The sequence below is a fragment of the Enterococcus sp. DIV0174 genome, assembly GCF_050529065.1.
Classification (GTDB): Bacteria; Bacillota; Bacilli; order Lactobacillales; family Enterococcaceae; genus Enterococcus_B; species Enterococcus_B thailandicus.
In genome coordinates, this window is record NZ_CP172881.1 from 1,254,833 (window position 1) to 1,278,740 (window position 23,908).

The window sequence follows — 23,908 nt, forward strand, 5'->3', positions numbered from 1 at the left end:
AATAAAAACTTTGTTGAAATTTAGGGGGCGTAACATGATTCGAGAGAAATTAACGATATTGCTAAGTTCAAATGTCATCGACCAAGAAACACATGAGTATGTCTTACATGTGTTAGATTACCTATTAAAAAATGAAATCATTCAAAATGAACAAAGAGCAGATGTGTTTTTGACACATCTGGCAATGGCTGACATGCGTCGGAAAACAAGTGAAACAATCAATGATTTGGAATCTTTTATTCGAGTAGAAATCGAAGCAGATACGAAATATCTTCATTCAAAAGAGTTATGGCAGGATTTACAAAAAATGGCTAAGGAAAAGCAGTTTACCAATGCTGAGTTGGACTATTTTTACCTTCATATCATTAATATGTTGAGGGAGGAGTAGGATGTTTTTAGATGTTACTACCCGAAGAAATCCCAAATTAATTGAAGCAGCAGTTAACTTACATCAAGAAGGACTGATACTTCCTGATACGTATATTTTGGATCTCGATACGATTGAAAAAAATACGAAAAGTTTAGCACGTGATGCCAAGGAACAGGAAATCGAACTGTTTTATATGACGAAACAATTTGGTCGAAATCCTTACGTTGCACAAAAAATCCATGATGCAGGAATTGAAAAAGCAGTTGTTGTAGATTTCAAAGAGGCGCTAGTTATGATGGAACAAGGATTACCCTTAGGAAATGTTGGTCATCTTGTCCAAATACCACAACAATTGTTAAAAAAAATCATGAGCTATGGAACAGAGTTTATCACGATTTACTCACTGGAAGCCTTACGCCAAATTATTGTTATAGCAACTGAATTAGTCATCAAACAAAAAATTTTAATCAAAGTGATTGAACCCGATGACCAAATTTACGAGGGGCAGTTTGGAGGTTTTCATCTAGCTGAGCTGGCTAGTGTTGCTGAACTAGCAAATGAAACCGATTTAGTTGAAATTGCAGGAGTTACTTCATTTCCTTGTTTTTTATTTGATGGTGTTTCGCAATTAGTCCCAACAAAAAATAGCGGAACCATTCGAGCAGCAAAAGAAATTTTACAACATGAAGGAGTAGTTATCACAGAAGTGAATATTCCATCCGCAACTTGTCATAAGACCATTCCTTTGATTAAAAAAATGGGCGGAACACAGGGAGAACCTGGACATGCCTTGACAGGGACAACGCCTTTGCATGCAAAGTTGGATTTGCCTGAACTACCAGCGATGGTATATGTCAGTGAGATTTCTCATAATCTGGATGGCCAAGCATACTTTTATGGTGGAGGTTATTATCGACGAGGAAATTTGGGCTCCGTGCTGATTACCGAGGAAGACGAGTTACTAAAAGATGACGTGATACCTTTTAGTAATGAAAACATTGATTACTATTTAGCAACTGCTCAAGAACATGCAGTTGGTTCGACCGTCATCGCCGCTTTTCGCACACAAATTTTTGTTACCCGAAGTGACGTTGCCGTGGTTTCTGGTATCCAAAAGGGGATGCCAAAAATCGAAGGGATTTATGATAGCTTGGGAAATTTAATTAGAAGGTGAAAGAAGAATGGGAAGATTTATCGTAATTGTATTAGATAGTTTTGGTGTAGGTGCAATGGCTGATGTGGCAAAAGTCCGCCCTAGAGATTTGGGTAGTAATACCGCTGGTCATATTATTGAAAAAAACGAAAAAATCCATCTTCCAACATTAGAGAAACTTGGTTTAATGAATGCGTTGGGGTATGAAATAGAGCATCATAAGTTTTCAAAAACTGCAAACTACGGAACCAGTAATTTAGCACATTATGGAGCAGATTCTTTTTTAGGACACCAAGAAATTATGGGAACAACACCAAAAGTTCCATTGATTCAGCCGTTCAATCAAAAAATCGATGTTGTTGAAGAAAATCTTCGAAAACACGGGTACAACGTCAGACGAGTAGGCGAGCTGGGAGCGCAGATCTTAGTAGTCAATGAAGTTGCTACAGTGGGCGATAATTTAGAAACAGATTATGGGCAAGTTTACAATGTATCCGCTTGCTTGGATTTGATTTCTTTTGAAGCTTTGACTGAGTTGGGTCATGCTGTTCGAGAGGTTGTCCAAGTTTCACGAGTAATTACCTTTGGTGGTCAGCAAATTACTTTAGCAGATTTGTTACGAGCAAGAAAAATCAAGAATAATGAAATTGCAGGTGTAGATGCACCTGAATCAGGTGTTTATAATCATGGTTATCAAGTTGTTCATTTAGGTTATGGGATAGATAAGAATGTCCAAACACCAACGATTTTAGATAAAGCTGGAATCCCAGTATCCTTTCTTGGTAAAGTTGCTGATATTATTCAGACAAATAGTAAGCGCTTATCTCCTGGTGTGGATACAGAGATGCTGTTTGATTCCTTGATTAACGAAGTGAAAGCAATAACTCATGGTTTTATTGCTCTGAATATTCAAGAAACCGATTTGGCGGGTCATGCTGAAGATGTAGAAAAATATTCGGATCGTCTAGAGGTCAGTGATCGACGAATCAACGAATTACTTTCTTACTTGAATCAGGAGGATATATTGATTGTGATGGCCGATCATGGGAATGATCCAACGATTGGTCATAGTAACCATACGCGAGAACGTGTGCCGTTACTGATTTATAGTCCAGAAATGCAAGGAAAAACGATTGGTGAACGAACGACTTTAGCAGATGTTGGAGCGACAGTATCCGAGTATTTTCAAGTGGATGCACCACAAAACGGTCACTCATTTTTAAAAGAGTTAATGTCAACTGAGCATAAATCTGACTAAAAAAGTTAAATGCCAGTCTTCTTTTAATGATTGATCGATAAGTAGCATTTGCAAAAGAAGAAATGAATATTTAACAAAAATGTGAGCAATAATTTCGAAGCCAGTAGTTTATTTTTGATGCTAGGTCACCGGTTATTCCTATTTTATGGAGGTTCAGGTATGGAAATGAAAAGAATTCAAGAATATTCAAGTAAGACCAGTCTGGCAATGGCAAATGTTTATCACTCTGTAATGAAAGTTTACCCCAACTGCATTTCTGACATCAATTCTGATAAGGATTATTATCTTGGTGTCAAACAAGCCACATTGATTTCGCCTGCCTTGCTAGCATTTTTAGGAGAAAATGGTTTTCATTTTCATACATTAGATAAAGCAAGCCACAAAGGACGAGGAATTGATTTTCAGTTGAAAAATCCACTAACGGGGAAAGCAATGACGGGTTCTTCTAGCGGAACAGCATTGAATGTTTTTTTAGGTATCAATGATATTGGTATAGGAACAGATGGTGGTGGCTCTGTGCTTTCACCTGCAGCGACGTTGAATTTAATAGGAATGATTCACCCAGCATTTGGCGCAAACTGGGTCGATTTTCAAATGTATAAAAAAGTTTCAACAGATAACGTTGTTTTCACGCCGTCCATTGGCTTTATCAGTCGAAAATTACAGTTGGTTGAAGAAGTCGCCACTTTATTTGTTGAAACAGAAATGGAAAAAAAAGAAGTGAAAGTAGCGATTGATGCTAATATCGAGAAAGAAAAGTGGGCATCGTGGGAAATAGTCGCAGACATTCGTTCAAGAAATTTTGCGTATAAATACGAAGCAAGTAGGGAAGAACTGATTGATGAGGTGGAGGCACTTTTTACTGAGGTAGATATTATTGTTTCAAAAGAGGGGCCAATTGATGTTGATGGTATGGGTGAAACCCTTTTTGGCCATTTTGATACCCAGACAAGAGCGACACAAGTCCAAGGGAAAAAAGGCTTTGTTCGCGTCATAAATATGTGCAACGCTATAGGGTTGATTGTCCCTGCTGGCGAATTGGCAACAGGGTATCTAATTATCGCTAGACCACAACATGGGCTAGAAAAAACGGTCTTTCAGTTGGCTGAACTGCTGATTGCAAAAGAAGATCCGTTGGTTGCTAATTATTTTTTAGATCATCATGCCTATTTTGAAGAGGGGTATAGTTCATAACAATGGGTCAAGAATGTTGCTTTACTAAAACGAAAAAGATGGAAACAAGTGATTGTTTCCATCTTTTTTTGTACATGCTAATTTAGAAGCAGCTTAACTAGCTGTTTAAAAAGTGATTCTTCAGTGATGTCTTGGATGATAATTACCTTTGCAAAAAATAAGTCGAGTCATGAACGGATCTCATTTTCAGAATCACCGGTCATCTGCAAAATGATTTTTCCAGTAGCGCGACCAGATTGCGAATAGCTGAGAGCTTCTTCTACTTCAGACAATGGAACAATTCGATCAATCACCGGTTTAATTATTTTTGCTTCAATCAAGTGCCGTAAGACATCCAGCTGTGTACCACTTGGTTTCATGAAAAGAAAAGTATAAGAGGCTTGTGTTTGCTTTTCTAATTTTGTTAGGTTATGTGTCACCATTTTGAAAGCAAACTGTTTCCAAAGAGGGACACCGTATTCTTTACCAAAGCGATAGTTAGGTAATCCTGCGATGCTGACGACTTTTCCACCAGGCTTGATAATTTTGAAGGCAGCTTCTAATGTTGCACCACCACGTGTATCAAATACATAATCGTAATCTTGCAAAACTTCTGCAAAGTTTGTTGTTTGATAATTAATTGGATAATCAGCACCTAATGATTTCACGAGATCAAAATTATTTGCAGAAGTAGTCGTCGCAACATAGGCGCCTAAGTATTTTGCAAGTTGGATCGCAATCGTTCCAATCCCACCAGATCCACCTTGAATCATGACTTTTTGTCCAGGCTGAATCTGCATAATATCATGTAGCGCTTGGTAACTTGTCAGTCCAACCAAGGGGATAGAAGCAGCTCCTTCAAAATTGATATTTTTAGGTTTGAGGGCGATAGCTCCTTGATCGACAGCAATGTATTCGGCAAAGGTTCCAATTCGATTTTTTTGAACGCGACCATAGACAGCATCTCCAATTGAATAGTTGGTCACTTTTTCGCCAACGGCAGTGATGATTCCAGCAAAGTCACTTCCCATAATAATAGGCATATCGTAGCTAAGCAGCATCTTAAGTCCACCGTCTTTGGTTTTGATATCAATTGGATTGATGCTCGCAGCAACGATTTTTACTAAGACATCATTCGAGCGAATGTCTGGGATAGGAACTTCTTTTATTTTAGGCGTCGGTTGTTTGTAAGTATCAATAACAGCGGCTTTCATTGTGTTTTTCATGGTTATTTCCTCCAATTTATACGTGTTTCATTTAATCGTTCAATTTTTTGAACGAATCACTTTCACGAGTTTAGTTCATTGGTTTAAAAATGTCAACCAATAATTATCGACAACTAAGAGACCAAAAAAACGAGCCACCTATACAATTTTCATCTAGGTGGCTTGTTTCGTTAGATAGTTAGTTTTTTTTAAGGCTTATGAACGTTTTGAAGGAAACTATTTTGAAAGAAAAAGATTCCCCTTTATACTTATCAAGAGAGAGGAGCTTGCGATGACTAATTGAGGGGAACAGTGGCAATAGATTCAGCAAAAAAAGTTTTTTAGGAGGGCGAAAGATGAAATTAGATATGATTGGCATCATTACTAAAGACATGGAAAAATCAATTGAATTTTATGCGTTGTTAGGGTTCATCGCGAATGGAGCTACTACCGAAGAATACGTTGAGCTAGCACATGAAGGTATTCGAATTTCTTTAAACACTAGCAAAATGATTGCTGGTATTTATGGATACGAACCGCAGACAATTGGAGACAAAATCGAATTAGCTTTTTTGTGCGACTCTGTGGCAGATGTTGATGAGATGTATCGAAAAGTAAGTGATGCTGGCTATGAGACTTTTAAAGAACCATGGGATGCTTTTTGGGGTCAACGCTATGCAATTATTAAAGATCCTGACGGAAATCTCCTCAGTTTATTTGCGAATTTTCCGACAAAATAGTGAACGAAAAAGAATAGAAATAAAAAAACAACTTTAGTTCAGTGCTAAGGTTGTTTTTTGTTTATTCAAAGTAAAAATCCACACTTTTTTTGGACTAATTGTATAAAGTTTATCAAATCATCAGCAAACAATGTTTTTCTATTTCTTGTATCTTGATAAAAATAACTATCAAGATGGGCATATACATGTGCGAATCTTCATTTGAATAAATTTTCATGTTATTTTTATGTTGACAAAGTAAAACTTACTTGATAAAGTGTCGTTGTCAAATCGTAACGATTGCGTTTTGCTATAGACAAATCGAAAAAAAGGAGTGTCACCACTTATGGCTAAAAAAGCAAAAATCGCGCGAGCAAGGAAACAACAAGAGTTGATTGAGCAGTATGCAGAAATCCGACTTCAGTTAAAGACTGCCAATGATTATGAAGGTTTGGCAAAGCTACCCAAAAATGCGAACCCAAATCGTTTGAAACGACGCGATCAAATAGATGGCAGATCTCGGGGGTACATGCAAAAATTTGGTATGTCCAGGATAAAGTTCCGAGAATTAGCGCTTCAAGGTTTGATACCTGGAGTAAAAAAAGCAAGTTGGTAAAAAAGAAGAAAAGAAATCTGGAGGAATAAAAAATGGCAGTTCCAGCAAGAAAAACATCAAAAGCAAAGAAAAAATTGCGCAGAGCGCATTTAAAAATAGCAAAACCTGAAATTTCATTTGATGAAGAATTAGGCGATTATCGTCGTAGCCACCATGTTTCACTTAAAGGTTATTATAAAGGACGTAAAGTAAGCGGCAAAGAATAAGGGAGGATTAGAATGAACATTATTTATCCACCACTAGTTGAACAAAGCTTCCAATTTTATCAGAAAAATAGTAACGAAGACTTCAGTAAAACGGATCTTTATCGTTCAATGGTCGCTAATCAGATTATTACTGAGAATGGTAATCCAACAGTCGAAGCAATTGAAAGAGGACTTGTTCGAGATTTTTATGAGGAACAGGATCTTTCGTTTGAAGAATTTTTAGCAATTTATCCAATTTTTACTACGTATGAAACAGAACTTTTTCAAAAAATTGATGGTTTTTGGGAGATACCAGTTTCATTGAAAAATGAATTGATGATCCAACTTGAGCAAGGGAAATTTAACTATGATGAACAGGTTCAAGTTGAACAGTTTTTATCAGAAAGATAAATCAGAAATGAAGGTGAAACGATTGAGACAAACAATTATTCTAGCATGCGAAGAAACAGGTGAACGAATTTATTTAACAAGTAAAAATAAACGAAATACACCTGAACGTTTAGTACTAAAAAAATATTCACCTAAATTACGTCGGCGTGCAATTTTTAAAGAGATGAAGTAAGCATTTTTGAAGAAGAGAGGTGATTTCTTTGGGAATACCGATAACAATCGTATCCGGCTTTTTAGGAGCTGGAAAAACAACCTTGATTAATCAGGCATTAAACGCGACTGAGCTACCAAGAGAAGAAATAATTATTATTGAAAATGAGGTTGGCCAAACAGGAATCGACCACGAACTCTTACTGCACACCAAGGAACATGTCCTGCAATTAAACAACGGTTGCATGTGTTGTAGCCTGAGAGAAGATTTGATAACAACGTTAGCAAGTATTGAAGAAGTAACCAAAGAATGGCAAGTTCCTTTGTCACAAATTATTGTTGAAACAACAGGAATTGCTGATCCTCAGCCAATTATTCAAACTATTTTAACTACACCTGTTCTGCGAAATACCTATTATATTGATAGTCTTTTAACTGTTGTGGATAGTCAAAATAGTTCGATGTATCAAAATGAACCTGTCAGTCTGAAACAAATCGCATTGGCGGATCGAATTTTCTTTGCTTTAAAAGAAGGAGATACTGTCAGCAATTGTTCAGAAATACTAGCAAGATTGATCGAAATCAATCCATTAGCTGATTTTATTTATTTTTCGGAAACAGCGCCGATTTCTGCAACCGACTTTTTTCACTTAGACAAATTTCAGGCGACCGAAGTGTTAAACGAGCCGGTAGCAACCCAAACTGAAATGGAATTGACGAATGAGTCGCATCACAGAGAACATCACCACAAAGTTCATTTACAGGGTCACACACATGCAACAACTGTTCATCAACAGAACAATCATGGTTTTCAAACCGTTTTGTTGACTGCAAATAGCGAATTAAATGAAGCCGCATTAATACGTTGGATTGATTGGTTATTATTTTTTAATCAAGAGTTGTATCGTTTCAAAGGAATTGTTGTGCTAGAAAATCGTGAATTGGCAGTTGCTGTACAAGGCGTTAATCAGCAAGTTCGCTTTCAACTGACTCCACTAGAAAAATCAACGACAAAAATCGTACTCATTGGAAAAAATTTAGCATCAAAAGAAATAGAAGAAACCTTTAATCAATTGTGCATTGCTTATAAACAGTAAAAAGGAGAAATCAATGGAAAAAACAGACATTTCAAGTGCGTATCGACGATTAAAAAGTCCAAACATCAAGACAAGAAAACGAGCATTAAAGATTATCAAAGAATATAAATGAAATAAACAGCGAGCTAGTTGAATGAAAAGGAGAAATTGAATGAAAAAATGGAAAGTTGGTTTATTTAGCCTACTATTGGTAAGCGTGCTGGGTGCGTGCAGTACGAATGGTCAAACTAGTAAAGAAACCGGAAAAGAAAAGCTATCAGTTATCACAACTTTTTATCCCATGTATGATTTCACGAAGAACATTGTAGGTGATGAAGGTGAAGTCAAGTTGCTGATTCCAGCTGGAACGGAGCCACATGATTATGAACCATCTGCTAAAGAAATTGCAAGTATTCATGATGCAGATGTTTTTGTTTATCATAATGAAAATATGGAAACTTGGGTGCCACAAGCCGAGAAAAGTTGGAAAAAAGGTTCACCCAATGTAATTAAAGGAACAAATGGGATGGTGTTATTACCTGGAAGTGAAGAAGAACACGATCATGACCACGGCGAAGAAGAGCATCATCATGAGTTAGATCCGCACACGTGGGTTTCCCCCAAGATGGCAATTAAAGAAGTGACATCAATCAAGGAACAGTTAGAACAACTTTATCCCGAGAAAAAGAAAACTTTTGAAACAAATGCAGAAAAGTATCTAACAAAATTAAAAGCACTAGATGAAGAGTACACAGAAAAATTAAGTGTAGCTAAGCAAAAAAACTTTGTTACGCAACATGCTGCCTTTGGCTACTTAGCCTTAGATTACGGATTGAATCAAGTTCCTATAGCAGGTTTGTCTCCAGACCAAGAGCCTTCACCAAGTCGACTAGCTGAGCTAAAAGAATATGTTCAAGAAAATGAGATTAAATACATCTACTTTGAAGAAAATGCTGAGGATAAAATTGCAAAGACGTTAGCAGATGAAGCGAAAGTTAAACTCGAAGTACTAAACCCTGTCGAAAGTTTAACTAAAGAACAAATAGCAAATGGAGAAGATTATCTCTCGGTGATGAAAGAAAATCTGACGGCTTTAGAAAAAACAACAAGCGTTGCAGGCAAAGAAATCAAACCAGAAAACGTAACAGAATCGACTAAGACGGTTGCCAATGGTTACTTCAAAGATGAGGCAGTCAAAGACCGAACACTAGCTGATTATGCAGGTGAGTGGCAATCACTTTATCCTTTGTTAAAAGAGGGCGCTTTAGATCAAGTTTTCGACTATAAAGAAAAATTAAACAAAGATAAAACTGCGAAAGAATATAAGTCTTATTATACAGCTGGTTATAAAACAACTGTTGATAAAATGACGATCACAGATCATACGATTGACTTTGTTGTCGATGGCGAGCACCATCAATATGAATATAACTATGCTGGTTACAAGATTTTAAATTATGAAAAGGGAAATCGTGGTGTACGTTTCCTTTTTGAAACGGCTGACAAGGATGCTGGGGAATTTAAATATGTGCAATTTAGCGATCACAATATTGCACCAGTTAAAGCGGAACATTTCCATGTCTTTTTTGGTGGAGAGAGTCAGCAAAAGCTTTTCAATGAACTAACTAACTGGCCCACTTTTTATCCAGCTGATTTGACTTCGCAAGAAATCGCACAGGAAATGATTGCACATTAAGACCTATTTATGACAAATAAACGAGGACTTTTGAGGTCCTCGTTTTTGTTTTAGTGTGCGTATAAGAAAGCAGATAAGAGATACAAAATAGCAATATGTGCAGGGTAGAAAATATAGAAGAAATACTTCATTCCTTTTCCTTTTTGACCGTTGTAGAGCAAAATCGGAACGATTGCAAAAATCATCATCCATTGCGTAGAACCTAAGAAAAAGTAAATGGTTGCAACTACTACGATCATTAAACACTGGATTTGCCGATTATTTCTAGCGAGATACAGTAAAGGAATCAGCAGTACCATGACATTGTTTTCTGCCAAAAGTAACGCTGGTAAAGTCGCAGTAATTGTTAAAAAAACAAATTGATTTTGGATAATCATGGGGCTTTCCATTAATAGTGGTAATAAGAAAGAAAACAGGATTGGAAGAATAAATAGAATCGTCCCACCAAGCATTTTTTTCAAATTAGTTGCATGTTTCCCTTCGACAAAAAGATCAATAGCGAACATCATCAGTGTACCTATAAAAAGATCTCTAAAAATATTGTTCATCAAAACAACTTGATCATATCCCACAAGTTTTTCGAGAGTAAAGGTAAATAAGGTCATCAGAACCATCGACAGGTAGAGTCTTGACATATATTTTTTCTTGTTGTGCGTATGACTAAAGCCAATAACACTGACAAAAAAGAAAATTGTTGCGACAGGTCTACCAAACCAGTCTAGCCAGTTAGGTGCTCCAAATGGAACAAACATCTGATGGATATGATCAATAAACATTAAGACAATGCCTAACATCTTTAAATCAAATGTTGATAGGCCTTTTTTGGGTGTATCAATCGTCAAAAATAATTCCTCCTAACTAATAATAACTATATGTTAACAATATGATTGATTGAAAGGCTAGTGAAGTAATATAGAACGAGCGAACAATTTTGTCACAAGAGATTTTTTTGTTATCGATCATATACTGGTCTTTATGAGGAAAGAGTTGGGTAGTTGGGCTAGTGAATTCATGGTATACTAATAAAAAAGATCCTTGAAATCTAAATAAATAGATACCAATAGAAGCATCCAAACTGAAGCCTTGCTATGGGCAAATAGTGCGAGTACGGAACCTCAAAAATTTTGAGCCGAGGTTTTAGAGCTATGCTGTTTTGAATGCTTCCAAAACAATGAGTGATCGCATAATTTTCAAATCGCTGTTTTAGAGCTATGCTGTTTTGAATGCTTCCAAAACTGAATTGAATGGTTTTAACTGTGTGGAAGTGTTTTAGAGCTATGCTGTTTTGAATGCTTCCAAAACCCGTACCAACGCACGTTTATCGACAAATCTGTTTTAGAGCTATGCTGTTTTGAATGCTTCCAAAACCGTCCCAAATTCCTGAGATAGAATTTGCTAGTTTTAGAGCTATGCTGTTTTGAATGCTTCCAAAACGTAAAAGCTTTATCATATCTATTTGATATGGTTTTAGAGCTATGCTGTTTTGAATGCTTCCAAAACGGAAAAAGAAAACGGGGCTCTGTGGAATTTGTTTTAGAGCTATGCTGTTTTGAATGCTTCCAAAACTGGTGGTCACATTGTAGATTGTAGACGAAAGTTTTAGAGCTATGCTGTTTTGAATGCTTCCAAAACACTGGCACATGAAAAATAAGGATGGTGTTGCGTTTTAGAGCTATGCTGTTTTGAATGCTTCCAAAACATGCTTGTACCCGATTAAATTCATTTATAAGTTTTAGAGCTATGCTGTTTTGAATGCTTCCAAAACAGGTTATTATCTTTCTAATGAGGGCGTTTTGTTTTAGAGCTATGCTGTTTTGAATGCTTCCAAAACGGTCTGCGTCAAACCAAGCGGGCATATAAGGTTTTAGAGCTATGCTGTTTTGAATGCTTCCAAAACCGTGCTGAAAGAAAAGCTTATGCAAATGACGTTTTAGAGCTATGCTGTTTTGAATGCTTCCAAAACAAACTCGTTATACAGAAACATAGCTTCATTGTTTTAGAGCTATGCTGTTTTGAATGCTTCCAAAACTACGCAAAGGCATTAGGACTAAGGCAGATAGTTTTAGAGCTATGCTGTTTTGAATGCTTCCAAAACATTCACAAATTTCAAAATTATTTAAAATAAGTTTTAGAGCTATGCTGTTTTGAATGCTTCCAAAACTAATCATTTCCATTGTGTCGTTACCTAGTGGTTTTAGAGCTATGCTGTTTTGAATGCTTCCAAAACTGTGACAAACCACTATTATATAAGTTGCACGTTTTAGAGCTATGCTGTTTTGAATGCTTCCAAAACTGACATTAAATTATGTATTTACAGTAATAAGTTTTAGAGCTATGCTGTTTTGAATGCTTCCAAAAATCAAGATGGTCTTCACAATATGATCATCGTTGGTAAATTGATAATTTAAACTGGAAAACAATCTCTGTCTTCATTTATTGTTGCAATAAATAGAATAACAGAGATTGTTTTTAATATAATGAGGAGATGGGCGATGAAATCTTTGGGTTTTATTAGACTTTTTCAATTTTTTCTTTTAATTGCAAGTCTTTTTTTTGCTATGAAACACAATTTATTGTTAGCTTTGTTTATCTGGGCGCTATCTGGTGGGTTAAGTTTCACTGTCCCCCAAAAATATCGTTTCCCTTTTTGGTCACCTTATAAAGGCCTATTATTTCCAGTATGGATTGAAAATATTATGGATTTAGTCATAACAATAGGCGTGCTATTATTGGTAATATTTTTTTCATGATTTGTTTTAGTGCTATGCTGTTTTGAATGCTTCCCAAATAATAATAGCTGTGTTTATCAATGGTACCCAACTGAGCCATTTGAAGGAAAAGAGTTTGCAGTAATTATCCAATATTCGTCAGAAAAGTATCAACTGATTTTTTGATACCAATTTCAACAAAAAACCACCAACTAGTTGGTGGTTTTTTTGTTGGGTAAATATTTGGGAATAACTAACATGAGAAGATATCATACGAATAAATTGAATTGGAAGATAGGGATAATTTATTCGTACAATATTATTATAACGTATTAAAAACGCTTTTATAATTTGTTTTTGCTATAGCTATTATTATCTTTTTTACTTAAATCAAGTTGCCTGAAATTGGCTATTGTAAAGTGAACGATAGAGTGTTGGACGTTTCAACAGTTGCTTATGCGTTCCTTTTTCAATGATGTCGCCCTTATCCATCACTAAAATCAAATCAGCATTTTCGATGGTGGAAAGGCGGTGAGCAATGACGAAACTTGTCCGATTTTGGGTCAACGAGTTCATTGCTTCTTGAATTTGTAATTCTGTGCGAGTATCCACACTAGAAGTTGCTTCATCCAAAATAACCACTGGTGGATTTGCCAAAATGACACGAGCAATGGTCAACAATTGTTGTTGCCCTTGTGAGAGGCCTCCACCATTATCACTTGTGACGATGGAATCATAGCCATTAGGAAGCGTCAGAATAAAGTGATGACACTGAGCGATTTTAGCTGCTTGGATAATTTCTTCTCGTGTTGCATCCATTTTTCCATATGCGATATTTTCAGCAATCGTACCTTCAAATAACCAAGTATTTTGTAGGACCATTCCAAATAAGGAGCGAAGATTTTCTCTTGGAAGATCAGTGGTTGGAATGCCATCGAATTCGATTTGGCCAGATTCGATGTCGTAAAATCGCATAAGTAGATTGACTAGCGTTGTTTTGCCTGCGCCGGTTGGTCCAACAATGGCAATCTTTTGGTTTGCTTTCGCATCAAAGTCAACTTTTTTCATCAATGTTTTGTCGGGGGAGTAGCCAAAGCGAACATCCTTGAATCGGATATTTCCAGCAGGATGTTGAATGGTTGTTCGACTTGTATCTGCTTGTTCTTCTTCATGATCCAAAATATAGAAAATCCGTTCAATCGAAGCCATGGCAGCTTGAATCGAGTTAATGACGTAAGAAGCTGTTGAAATTGGTTCGGAAATTTGATTGATATATTGTAGATATGCTTGCAAGAAACCAATCGTGATTCCGCCACTTAATACGGTCATTGCACCAAATATCGCACTAAAAATAAAAGCTGATTGGTTAATAACACGGGATAAAGGGTAGATAGCAAAGTTCAAGAATTGAGCACGTTTAAATACAGTATAATGTTCATCAATTGTTTGACTGATAGCCTCTGTTTGTTGATTTTCTTGGTTAAAGGTTTTTGAAACAATGACACCAGAAAGATATTCTTCCATTTCATTGTTGATACTACCAAGTTTCACCTGTGCTTTATCGGCCACTTCTTTATTGATCACTGAAAATTTGTGTGTTACCAGTCCGCTAAGAACCAATAAACCAATCACTAAGATTGACATTTTACTGTCGATGTAAATCAACATGATTCCCGCAAAAAGAATGGTAACGACGGATGTGAATAGTTGGTTAATACCGGTCAATAATACTTGAGAAAGCTGATTCAAGCCTGTAGTCGTCCGACTAATTAGATCGCCAACTTGATGATTATCAAAAAAGGACATCGGTAATTTTTTGATTTTTTTCGTAATTAGTTTTCGAGTATTCAAAGTAAGTCGTTCACTCAATGTCGCCATTGCTCGTTCTTGCACGTAGGAAAGTCCACTACTGATTAGCGAAAACAGAATTAACAGTAAGACAGTTGGAAGCAATTGTTCTGTGAGTAAGTCAAGTGTTACTGGCAAAGATTCTTTCAATTGAATGACCGCGACGATTTTATCAATTCCTAGCGCCATCATGAAGGTCATTGCAACCACTAAAATATTTCCAACCAAACTACAAAACATCAATAGATAAAAATATTTATGTTCAAAACGATGTAATTTCCAAAAGCGATACATCAGATGTTTTTTATTCGGCATCATGTTGTTCTGTTTCATATTATCACTCCTTCATTCCTTGCGAAGCTGCAATTTCTTGATAAATTTTGTTGGTACATAACAATTCTTGATGTGTGCCTTCACCAGCAATCTTGCCATTTTCCATGAGGATGATGTGATCGGCATGGGCGATTGTACTCAAGCGTTGGGCAATGATTACTAATGTTTTGTTCGACAGTTCTTTTGTGAGAGCTTCTCGCAAAGCGGCATCTGTTTGATAATCTAAAGCAGAAAAACTGTCATCAAAAACATACATTGAAGCGGGCTTGATTAACGCTCGCGCGATACAAATTCGTTGTTTTTGTCCACCAGAGTAGTTACTGCCTCCCTGTGCAGTGAATGACTCATATTTATCGGGTAAAGTATCTACAAATGATTTTAACTGAGAAATTTTTGCTGCTTGGTCAATTTCAGCTGGTGTGGCATCTGCTTTTCCCATTAAAAGATTTGATTTAATTGTTCCTTTGAATAAAAATGCTTTTTGTGGAACATAAGCAACCTGTTTACGAATACTGCTTTGTGTCAAAGCAGTCGTTGGGACATCATTCAATTTGATTTCACCACTTGTAGGGTCATTGATTCGTAAAAGAAGCTTCATTAACGTGCTTTTTCCAGAACCAGTTGCGCCAACGATAGCGGTTGTTTTTCCAGCTGGGATTGTAAATGAAATTTTTTCAATCACTGGATTGCTTTCTTTTCCGTACGCAAAAGAAACGTTTTGATAGCTTGCAGCACTAGCATCTCTGATTTGAAAAGAAAACGGCTCAGGGTCACTGATTGACGGTTCAAAATCCATCACTTCTTCCAGTCGTTTCAATGAAGCAACGGAACGAGGGATGACCACAAAAACCATTGCTGCAAGCATAAGGTATGAGAGTGCCAAAAGCGCATATTCCGTAATTGCTGCGATGTTTCCAATTTGGATGGTCTGATTGCCCACGAGGTAACCACCGACCCAAAGAATGGATGCATAGACAACACCCATAATCAGAAAAGCGGTAGGAGTGATAAAAGCAAAAATTTTATTCACTTGAATCATTTGATTCGCGTAGTTGGTAAATGATTCATTCGTTTTCATTTCTTCATGGTCCTGATTGTTGAATGCACGAATCATGTTGATTCCAGTAAAAAACTCTCTTAGTTTAGTAGTGATTCGATCCATTTTTGGTTGAATACTTAATGCAATGGGTGTTCCTTTTTTCAGTAAAAACAATAATACGACCAAATAAAAGAGGATAGCTACCAGTGGAATCCACAACAAGTTTGGCGCATTGAGATACGTCATGGTCAAAGCAAAAACAGCAATGATTGGAGCAGGTAGGATCAATTGGCAAAACATCACAATCATTTGTTGCACATTGTCCACATCGTTCGTCATACGAGTGAGCAGAGTGCTAGAACCAATTTTATCAATATCAGAAATGCTTAGTTCCTGAAATTTTTGGAAAAACGATTTTCTGATTTGGCGACCGAAACGTCCGCCAAGAATTCCTGACAGATAGCTACCAATCACGGCGGCAATCGTACCTAAAACCGTAACGATAATCATTTGAATGGCAATAAGCTTGATTGCGTCAAGATCATTTTTTAAAATGCCAAGATTGATTAGCCGTGCTACTAGCATAGGCACGCCTAAGATTCCGATGATTTGTAAAACAATGAAACTGCTAGTCAGAGCAACAATGCCCTTATTTTGCAACAAGAAATTTTTTAGTACTTTCATAAGTCATGCCTCCTTAGTTTTGACAATAATGGAGTATACAGGTTAAAGTAGCTTTAAGGTCAAGGAGGTTTTAAAAAAATGAATAAAACATTTTCTATTGGTGAAGCTGCGAAATTTTTGAACTTGCCAACATCTACGATTCGTTATTGGGATTCCATTGGTTTGCTAACGAATTCCCGAAATGAAGCCAATGATTATCGGACATTTACCTATGATGATTTATTTGCATTGTATGATGTCAAATTCATTCGAAGTTTGGGTTTATCAATCAAAGATGTTCAAGGCATTTATCGAAAATCAGAAAAAGAAGTTTATGAAGTTCTGGAGCAGACAGAAAAACGTTTGGCAGAAGAAATTGAAAGATTAAAAGGCGAAATGGCACAAATCGAGCAACGAAAACGACATCTTTCATCCACTGGGTTTGATTTGACTGGAACACATGATTTGAAAATCGACTTTACGAAAATGGTTCGTGCTGATTTAGATGAAAACTTTACTGCACGGAAATATTTAGAAAAAAATTGTAACTCAGGGATTATTTGGCAACAAAAAGGTCAATCGCTAGAATATGTTTTTTGTATCGGCACATCTTTTGAAGACGAAATTGAAGAAGAAATCCTTTGGGAATACAACCCAGCGTTTGATTATCAACCAGTAATCATTGAAGTAGATCCTGCAGATAACGACCGAAATAATCTTCAAGAGGTCGTTCGTACGTTAACAGCTAAGGGTTATGATATTCAGCAAGTTATTGGCGAGTTTCTCGTAAGAAAACAATATGAGCACACTTCTGATAAGGAGTATTATTTATCTTGGATTGAAATCAAGAACAAAGGGAAACAAAACAAATAGTAGACAATTCGATAAGTCTGTCTAAAAGTAAGATTCGTAAATTTGCCTTATTCGTTGTAGGATAAAAGAAACAAATGAGTTATGATGAAGAAGGGATAAGATGGCTAAACGTAAGCAAGGAGCTGAAAAAACTGTTGATATTTGGGGACGAAGCCCTTTACAACTGTACGAAAAAATTGGAACCCCTATCAAAAGGGCAACAACAAGTATGAATCGTTCAAGTAATGGCGAATTAATCCATGATTACTTTGTCGTATTTACTGATAGAAAACCGGATGTACGTGGCTACCGAGAATTGTTGCAAGCAGCTGAATGGATCAACTACGGCACAAAAATCTATCGAATCAGCACGACTAATTCTTTCGCAACAATTGAAAAATTAGTTGCAGAAACATTTGATATTCAAATCAAGACAGATTTCTTTGTTTCTAATTCAACCGTTAATCCGAGATTCATCAATTAGTGTGACTGTTACTATGAGAATTGGACTGATAAGAAATTGTTACTGTTTTTATAAGTGAGGAGCGTGTTTGTAATGAAAAAGAAGATTTGTTTTGTCTTAGCGGTAGACGGTGGATTGTCTTATTCCGCACTCCCTATAGGCTTAAGAAATCAGCAACATTTAAAAGAGTTCTTTTCTAAAGACTATGATGTTTCGCTGAATTACCTTCGAGATAAAGAGCAGGTAGACTATCTGATTGTACCGAGACAGTTAGCACCATTCATCAATGAAAAAAAGCTACCAATTATTGAAGTGCCATCAAATCTCTTTGTAATCAAAGATTATCAAGGAATAAAAGCAATCATCGATTACTATTTTAAGCTGGAAAATGAATGATAGAAGTGTTTCTAGTTGAAACAATTATCTAAACGTGCTAACGTTATGTGTGAGGGATGGTGCTCCCTCCTAAACGCTGAGTAAATCAGCTGATGGCGCCTATTGTAAACTAATTACTTGTCCAAGAGTGTATTTGTTGTACTCTGTTTTTAAGTAGTTGCTTTACAATAGGCGTTTTTTTGTTGCATTTTTGTAAAAACTAGGAGGAAAAAAAGATGACAGTAGTAATTGAACAAGTAAAAGCAAGAGAAATTTTTGATTCACGCGGAAATCCAACGGTGGAAGCTGACGTGATTTTATCTGACGGAACATTAGGCAGAGCCGAAGTGCCAAGCGGCGCCTCTACTGGTGATCGTGAAGCCGTGGAATTACGTGATGGCGGTACTCGTTTATTAGGAAAAGGAGTTAGTAAAGCTGTTGCTAATGTCAATGGAGAAATCAATGATGCATTGAAGGAAACTTCACCTTTTGACCAAGCAAAAATTGATAAAATGATGATTGATTTAGACGGAACACCAAACAAAGGACGACTTGGAGCAAACGCGATTCTTGGTGTTTCAATGGCGGTTGCTCGCGCAGCGGCACAAAGTAAAAAAGTTCCATTGTATCGTTATCTTGGTGGCGTTGATTTAGAGCTCCCTCAACCATTTTTCAATGTAATCAACGGAGGTGTTCATGCAGATTCTGGTATTGATGTGCAAGAATTTTTGATTACGCCCATTCAACGAACAACTTTCCGTGATGGCGTAGAAAAAATTGCTAACATTTACCATACATTAAAAAATATTTTAGCAAAAGACGGCTACGAAACAGCTGTCGGAGATGAAGGTGGCTTCGCACCAAAACTAGGAAGTACAGAAGCTGCGATTGAAATGCTTTATCGTGCAATTGAAGAAGCAGGTTACGAACCAAAAACGGAAATTGGTATCGCACTTGATCCAGCTTCCAGTGAATTCTATGAAGATGAAACAAAAAAATATCATTTTGAAGGAAAAGAATTAAGTTCTGATGAAATGCTTGCTTATTACCAAAATTTAGTTAAAAAATATCCAGCAATCATTTCTATTGAAGACGGATTTTCAGAGCATGATTGGGACGGATTCAAAAAAATGACGGATGAAATGGGTCAAACCATTCAACTAATTGGTGATGATATCTTTGTAACTAATCCAACGATTTTTGCTGAAGGAATTGCCAAAGGTGTTGCCAACTCGATTTTAATTAAACTAAATCAAATTGGAACAGTGTCAGAGTCCATTGAAGCCATCAAAATGGCACGAAAAAATGGCTACACAACGATGATTTCTCATCGTTCTGGTGAAACAGGAGACACATTTATTGCCGATTTTGCAGTTGCGATGAATGCTGGTCAAATTAAAACTGGTTCGATGGCACGCAGTGAACGTGTTGAAAAATACAATCAATTTTTACGTATCGAAGAAGAGCTAGAAGGCTACGGCGCACTTGCACAGTTTCCTAAAGTCCAATAAAAAACAAAGAATTAGCTAAATTTAATTAAAAAAGGGGTTCAAGCGAGAGAAAGTTCACTTGAACCTCTTTTTTCTTTTTTCAGCTATTATGTGAGCAGCAAACACGCTTGATTCGTTGAAAATGCTAACTAAAAGCAAAAGAAAGTCTGAGATAGAAAAAGAAAGAACAAATCGTATTGACAGCGCTTTCTCTAAATGGTAATTTATTTGTATAGTAAATTGAATAAGCAAAGAATAATAGGATTGTTATTATTAAGTTAAGCAAGACCTGACCAGTTTCGACTGGTTAGGTCTTTTTTTGTGTAATTCTATCTGAGGATAGTTGGTAATAGAATTACTAGTTGCTAAAACGAAATTTTAGTAACAAGTAGCTTAAAGAAAGGAGCATTTTGATTATAGCAACTCGCTATCACTAAAAAAGAATGTATTAAGAAGTACATTGTTAAAACGTTCGTTGGAATTTTTTGACATGTGCTTAAAAATGGAAGGGGATAGAAATGAAAAAGTGGTTGAAAGTAGTAGGAATGATTGGATTGATGTTTTCTTTATCAGCTTGTCAAGAAACAAACTCCGCAACAAGTACTGAAAAAGAGGCAAATAAAGCGCCAGATCAAGTAGAAATTTATTTAGCAAGACATGGCAAAACTATGCTGAACACAACGGATCGCTCGCAAGGCTGGATCGATGCACCGTTAACACCGGCAGGCATCGCTGTTGCAGAAGACTTGGGGAGGGGATTAGCAGATGTAGATTTTGATGCAGTTTATTCTAGTGATAGCGGACGAGCAGTCGAAACAGCAACCTTAGTATTGAAAAATAATGGACAAGAAAAGCTTTTAGATACATTACACACTGACAAACGATTACGTGAATTCAACTTTGGTACCTATGAAGGAATTCCCAATCCTGAAATGTGGAGCGAAATTGCCAAAGAACAAGGAAAAACGTTAGAAGAGTGGCAAAATGAAATGGATGAAGAAGGATTCGTCAAAACAATCCAAGGTTTTGCAGACACTTTACATGAATTAGATGAAAAGAAACTTGAAGAATTAGGAAAAGAGCATGATGTCGCTGCTGATGAAGTGAGTTGGCGAGCAGAGGATTATCAAACAGTTATTGACCGTGTTTCGAGTGCAGTAGCTGACATTGTTAAAACAGCTGAGGAAAAAGGGCAAGATAAAATCTTAATCACTTCACACGGTATGACAATTGCTTCATTTGTCGCATCAATTGATGAATCGGCAGAAGTTCCGCCAACTGGCTTAAAAAATGCCAGCGTTTGTAAAATTATTTATCAAGATGGTAAGTATACAGTGGAATCAGTTAATGATTTATCTTACTTAGAAAAAGGTGCAAAAGATAAATAGTCTGCAGATGAAAAGTAACTTGCTCAAAAAAGTTGTGGCTCCAAGCGTTCTGCTTCGAAAAAATAATGAACAACTGACAAAAATAGCTTTCCATATTTTTGGACAGTTATGAATTATTTCGAGAAGTTGCTTGGGGAACACTGTGGATGAGGTTGTGGCTCCAAGCGGTCAGCTCCGGAAAACTAAAAAATAACTTTTGATTTTTCACAAGCAAATGGTATGACAGATAAATTCGTTCGTACTATTCTGGAACTGTGGGGGGAATTTTATTTTTTATACAAGGAAGGAGATTTATCGTGAGTAAAAGAAAAGTTATCATCGTAGGTGCATCACATGGCGGACATCAATCTATTTTAGAATTATTATCTAGATATGGTGAAGATGTGGAGATTACGTTATTTGAGGCTGGAGATTATATTTCGTTTATGTCGTGTGGAATGGAACTTTATTTAGAGGACCAAGTAACGGATGTAAATGATGTCAGAAACTTTCGACCAGAAAACTTTCCAGAAGAAAATGTACACATTTTGAATAATCATTTAGTAAAAGCAATCAATGCAGATCAAAAGACAGTGACTGTCACCAATATACTGGAAGATCAGACTACTGATTATGCATATGATAAATTGATTTTAAGTTCTGGTGTCACACCAAATTCGCTTCCAGTTCCAGGTGCCGATTTAGAAAATGTTTATTTGATGCGTGGGTATAACTGGGCAACGAAAATCAAAGAAAAGCTCAATGATCCTGATGTTAAACATGTAGCAGTTATTGGTGCTGGATATATTGGTATTGAAGCAGCCGAAGCTTTTTGTAAAGCTGGGAAAGAAGTAATCCTTTTAGATATGATAGACCGTCCATTAGGCACTTATCTGGACCAAGAAATGACAGATATTTTAGCAGAGCATTTAACAGAAAAAGGAATCCAAGTCATGACCGGCGCAAAAATTGAAGCATTTTTAGGCAAAGGAAATGTTTCCGCTATTCAAGTAAACGGTGAAGAAATCCCAACTGATTTGATCATTCAAGCAGCAGGAGTAAAAGCCAATACTGAATGGTTAGAAGGAACCGTTGACTTAGATCAACGTGGTTGGATTGTAACGAATGAATACCTTCAAACCAATCTTCCAGATGTGTATGCCGTTGGTGATGCAACACTTGCTTATTCGATTCCGGCACGTGCCAAAATGCCAATTGCTTTGGCGACAGTTGCCAGAAGAGAAGCACGTTATGTTGTGCAACATTTATTTGAAAGCATTCCAAGCCAACCTTTTGGCGGAGTAGTTGGTTCATCCGCATTGAGTGTATTTGACTATCATTTTGCTGCAAGTGGTTTGAATAGTTTTACAGCGGGTAAAGCAGGAGTAACAATTGCCTCTGCTTACTTTGAAGATACTTTACGACCAAAATATGTACCAGAAAAATTTGGAAATACGAGAGTTTCTGTTCAACTATTTTTCGATCCAACGACCCATCAAATTTTGGGTGGAGCTGTGTTATCAACTTATGATATTACTGCTCAAGGAAATGTGTTAGCTTTAGCAATCCAACAAAAATTAACACTAGAAGATTTAGCTGAGGCAGACTTTTTCTTCCAACCAGGATTTGACCGTCAATGGAGTCTGTTGAACCTAGCAGCACAACATGCTTTAGCTGAAAAAGAATTTATTGAATAAAGCGAAAATTGAATCAACCTCCAAAAGTAGTCAAATGGACAGGCTTTTGGAGGTTGATTTTTTCATTTACAATCAAATGATAGCCAGTATAGTGAAAAGCTTATTGTTTTCCAACTATTTTCGTTGCAAACAAGGTTTCATGCTATACTAAAGAAAAGTGTTCCTTGAAATAAGAATAACCAATGACGTTAACGAAGAAGCATTCAAACTGGAGTCTTGCTATGGGCGAATAGTGCGATTACGGAACCTCAAAAATTTGAACCGAGGTTTTAGAGCTATGCTGTTTTGAATGCTTCCAAAACGAAATGAGGTGGGAGCCTGTGTTTGCAGCAGTTTTAGAGCTATGCTGTTTTGAATGCTTCCAAAACTTTACAAGATGTGCGCAAAGCTAATGGTAGGTTTTAGAGCTATGCTGTTTTGAATGCTTCCAAAACAGTGGGAATGTTATATTTTACAAAGTTTCTGTTTTAGAGCTATGCTGTTTTGAATGCTTCCAAAACGCAGGGTTAAGAGAAGTGTAGACAACTGTTGTTTTAGAGCTATGCTGTTTTGAATGCTTCCAAAACAGCTTTGATACAAAACTATTTATTTGAGTTGTTTTAGAGCTATGCTGTTTTGAATGCTTCCAAAACAAGTTGCGAAATCTATGATTGTTTAACTGCGTTTTAGAGCTATGCTGTTTTGAATGCTTCCAAAACCAGAATCGTAATTTGTCGCTGTTAAGTTATGTTTTAGAGCTATGCTGTTTTGAATGCTTCCAAAACAAAACTGCATCAGTGTATTCAATAGTAGCAGTTTTAGAGCTATGCTGTTTTGAATGCTTCCAAAACTGAACTAATATGTACTGCCCCTCAATATTGGTTTTAGAGCTATGCTGTTTTGAATGCTTACTTTTGACTGAAACTGTCATTGTTTTAGTATGTGTTTATAAAAAGTAGCAGAAAGAATACGTGATATTGACTCAAGAATAACTGATGATAATTTGCAGTAAAAAAGAACGCAGTTTCATGTAGTTCCTTAAAAGTAGGGAGCTATTCATGAAACTGCGTTTTTTTGATACC

At 36.5% G+C, this 23,908-nt stretch carries 23 protein-coding genes, 2 CRISPR repeat arrays and 1 riboswitch; of the genes, 19 read left to right on the top strand and 4 right to left on the bottom strand.

The genetic code is table 11. The features are described from left to right. Positions 1-34 precede the first annotated feature (34 nt). The 4 genes from IGJ93_RS06040 (at position 35) to IGJ93_RS06055 (ending at position 3,975) form a co-directional block, all read left to right on the top strand. The gene (locus tag IGJ93_RS06040) at positions 35-388 is read left to right on the top strand and encodes a hypothetical protein (protein ID WP_071868319.1); all 354 of its coding nucleotides are present in this window, start codon (positions 35-37) and stop codon (positions 386-388) included. Between the two features lies 1 nt (position 389). Continuing rightward, positions 390-1,544 (top strand): YhfX family PLP-dependent enzyme, encoded by a 1,155-nt coding sequence (locus tag IGJ93_RS06045; RefSeq protein WP_393968564.1) that lies wholly within the window; start codon positions 390-392, stop codon positions 1,542-1,544. 7 nt (positions 1,545-1,551) lie between these two features. Then, entirely contained in the window at positions 1,552-2,781 is a 1,230-nt protein-coding gene (locus IGJ93_RS06050) for a phosphopentomutase (protein WP_071868321.1), read from the top strand. Positions 2,782-2,940: 159 nt separating this feature from the next. Then, the gene (locus IGJ93_RS06055; RefSeq protein ID WP_075491494.1) at positions 2,941-3,975 is read left to right on the top strand and encodes an amidase family protein; all 1,035 of its coding nucleotides are present in this window, start codon (positions 2,941-2,943) and stop codon (positions 3,973-3,975) included. 167 nt (positions 3,976-4,142) lie between these two features. Here IGJ93_RS06055 and IGJ93_RS06060 read toward each other — a convergent pair whose 3' ends face one another. Further along, the gene (locus IGJ93_RS06060; protein WP_176694884.1) at positions 4,143-5,168 is read right to left on the bottom strand and encodes an NADP-dependent oxidoreductase; all 1,026 of its coding nucleotides are present in this window, start codon (positions 5,166-5,168) and stop codon (positions 4,143-4,145) included. A 347-nt stretch (positions 5,169-5,515) separates the two neighbouring features. On the opposite strand from IGJ93_RS06060, the gene IGJ93_RS06065 reads away from it, so the two are divergent. The 8 genes from IGJ93_RS06065 to IGJ93_RS06100 all read left to right on the top strand — a co-directional run bounded on the left by IGJ93_RS06065 (position 5,516) and on the right by IGJ93_RS06100 (position 10,012). Then, positions 5,516-5,899, top strand: a complete 384-nt coding sequence (locus IGJ93_RS06065; protein WP_067481872.1) for a VOC family protein — start codon at positions 5,516-5,518, stop codon at positions 5,897-5,899. A gap of 325 nt (positions 5,900-6,224) precedes the next feature. Next, positions 6,225-6,494: a 30S ribosomal protein S14 gene (gene rpsN, locus IGJ93_RS06070; protein WP_071868324.1), complete on the top strand. Its 270-nt coding sequence runs from the start codon at positions 6,225-6,227 to the stop codon at positions 6,492-6,494. Positions 6,495-6,526: 32 nt separating this feature from the next. Next, positions 6,527-6,700, top strand: a complete 174-nt coding sequence (gene rpmF, locus IGJ93_RS06075; RefSeq protein WP_067481876.1) for a 50S ribosomal protein L32 — start codon at positions 6,527-6,529, stop codon at positions 6,698-6,700. A 12-nt stretch (positions 6,701-6,712) separates the two neighbouring features. After that, positions 6,713-7,090 (top strand): hypothetical protein, encoded by a 378-nt coding sequence (locus IGJ93_RS06080; protein WP_067481878.1) that lies wholly within the window; start codon positions 6,713-6,715, stop codon positions 7,088-7,090. Positions 7,091-7,097: 7 nt separating this feature from the next. Then, on the top strand, positions 7,098-7,262 hold the full coding sequence (gene rpmG / locus IGJ93_RS06085; protein ID WP_256869270.1) for a 50S ribosomal protein L33: 165 nt from the start codon (positions 7,098-7,100) through the stop codon (positions 7,260-7,262). A 28-nt stretch (positions 7,263-7,290) separates the two neighbouring features. Further along, positions 7,291-8,337 (top strand): CobW family GTP-binding protein, encoded by a 1,047-nt coding sequence (locus IGJ93_RS06090; protein ID WP_071868325.1) that lies wholly within the window; start codon positions 7,291-7,293, stop codon positions 8,335-8,337. A 13-nt stretch (positions 8,338-8,350) separates the two neighbouring features. Continuing rightward, positions 8,351-8,449 carry a putative metal homeostasis protein gene (locus IGJ93_RS06095; protein ID WP_285700348.1) on the top strand — a complete coding sequence of 33 codons (99 nt, stop codon included), beginning with the start codon at positions 8,351-8,353 and terminating at the stop codon, positions 8,447-8,449. A 39-nt stretch (positions 8,450-8,488) separates the two neighbouring features. Further along, the gene (locus IGJ93_RS06100) at positions 8,489-10,012 is read left to right on the top strand and encodes a zinc ABC transporter substrate-binding protein AdcA (RefSeq protein ID WP_285700351.1); all 1,524 of its coding nucleotides are present in this window, start codon (positions 8,489-8,491) and stop codon (positions 10,010-10,012) included. 50 nt (positions 10,013-10,062) lie between these two features. On the opposite strand, the gene IGJ93_RS06105 is transcribed toward IGJ93_RS06100, so the two are convergent. Next, entirely contained in the window at positions 10,063-10,806 is a 744-nt protein-coding gene (locus IGJ93_RS06105) for a TraX family protein (protein WP_071868427.1), read from the bottom strand. A gap of 340 nt (positions 10,807-11,146) precedes the next feature. Then, positions 11,147-12,371: a CRISPR direct-repeat array (repeat unit 36 nt; unit sequence GTTTTAGAGCTATGCTGTTTTGAATGCTTCCAAAAC). 133 nt (positions 12,372-12,504) lie between these two features. Between IGJ93_RS06105 and IGJ93_RS06110 the strand changes: the two genes are divergently transcribed. After that, on the top strand, positions 12,505-12,762 hold the full coding sequence (locus tag IGJ93_RS06110; protein WP_071868327.1) for a hypothetical protein: 258 nt from the start codon (positions 12,505-12,507) through the stop codon (positions 12,760-12,762). Positions 12,763-13,110: 348 nt separating this feature from the next. On the opposite strand, the gene IGJ93_RS06115 is transcribed toward IGJ93_RS06110, so the two are convergent. Together IGJ93_RS06115 and IGJ93_RS06120 are read right to left on the bottom strand one after the other, a co-directional pair. Next, positions 13,111-14,901: an ABC transporter ATP-binding protein gene (locus tag IGJ93_RS06115; RefSeq protein WP_311797869.1), complete on the bottom strand. Its 1,791-nt coding sequence runs from the start codon at positions 14,899-14,901 to the stop codon at positions 13,111-13,113. A 4-nt stretch (positions 14,902-14,905) separates the two neighbouring features. Beyond that, positions 14,906-16,624, bottom strand: a complete 1,719-nt coding sequence (locus IGJ93_RS06120) for an ABC transporter ATP-binding protein (RefSeq protein ID WP_071868328.1) — start codon at positions 16,622-16,624, stop codon at positions 14,906-14,908. A 78-nt stretch (positions 16,625-16,702) separates the two neighbouring features. Here IGJ93_RS06120 and IGJ93_RS06125 point away from each other — a divergent pair, with 78 nt between their 5' ends. The 6 genes from IGJ93_RS06125 to IGJ93_RS06150 all read left to right on the top strand — a co-directional run bounded on the left by IGJ93_RS06125 (position 16,703) and on the right by IGJ93_RS06150 (position 22,847). Further along, entirely contained in the window at positions 16,703-17,476 is a 774-nt protein-coding gene (locus IGJ93_RS06125) for a MerR family transcriptional regulator (RefSeq protein ID WP_086270956.1), read from the top strand. Positions 17,477-17,576: 100 nt separating this feature from the next. Then, complete coding sequence (locus IGJ93_RS06130; RefSeq protein ID WP_430597037.1) at positions 17,577-17,939, top strand: hypothetical protein; 363 nt, start codon at positions 17,577-17,579, stop codon at positions 17,937-17,939. Between the two features lie 72 nt (positions 17,940-18,011). Further along, entirely contained in the window at positions 18,012-18,314 is a 303-nt protein-coding gene (locus IGJ93_RS06135; RefSeq protein ID WP_095803618.1) for a hypothetical protein, read from the top strand. 43 nt (positions 18,315-18,357) lie between these two features. Further along, positions 18,358-18,423, top strand: a riboswitch (Fluoride riboswitch). A 106-nt stretch (positions 18,424-18,529) separates the two neighbouring features. Continuing rightward, on the top strand, positions 18,530-19,804 hold the full coding sequence (gene eno, locus IGJ93_RS06140; protein ID WP_095803619.1) for a phosphopyruvate hydratase: 1,275 nt from the start codon (positions 18,530-18,532) through the stop codon (positions 19,802-19,804). 497 nt (positions 19,805-20,301) lie between these two features. After that, on the top strand, positions 20,302-21,171 hold the full coding sequence (locus tag IGJ93_RS06145; RefSeq protein WP_430597038.1) for a histidine phosphatase family protein: 870 nt from the start codon (positions 20,302-20,304) through the stop codon (positions 21,169-21,171). Positions 21,172-21,467: 296 nt separating this feature from the next. After that, positions 21,468-22,847: an FAD-dependent oxidoreductase gene (locus IGJ93_RS06150; RefSeq protein ID WP_270492564.1), complete on the top strand. Its 1,380-nt coding sequence runs from the start codon at positions 21,468-21,470 to the stop codon at positions 22,845-22,847. A 266-nt stretch (positions 22,848-23,113) separates the two neighbouring features. Beyond that, a CRISPR array of direct repeats spans positions 23,114-23,743; the repeat unit is 36 nt; unit sequence GTTTTAGAGCTATGCTGTTTTGAATGCTTCCAAAAC. Positions 23,744-23,908 lie beyond the last annotated feature (165 nt).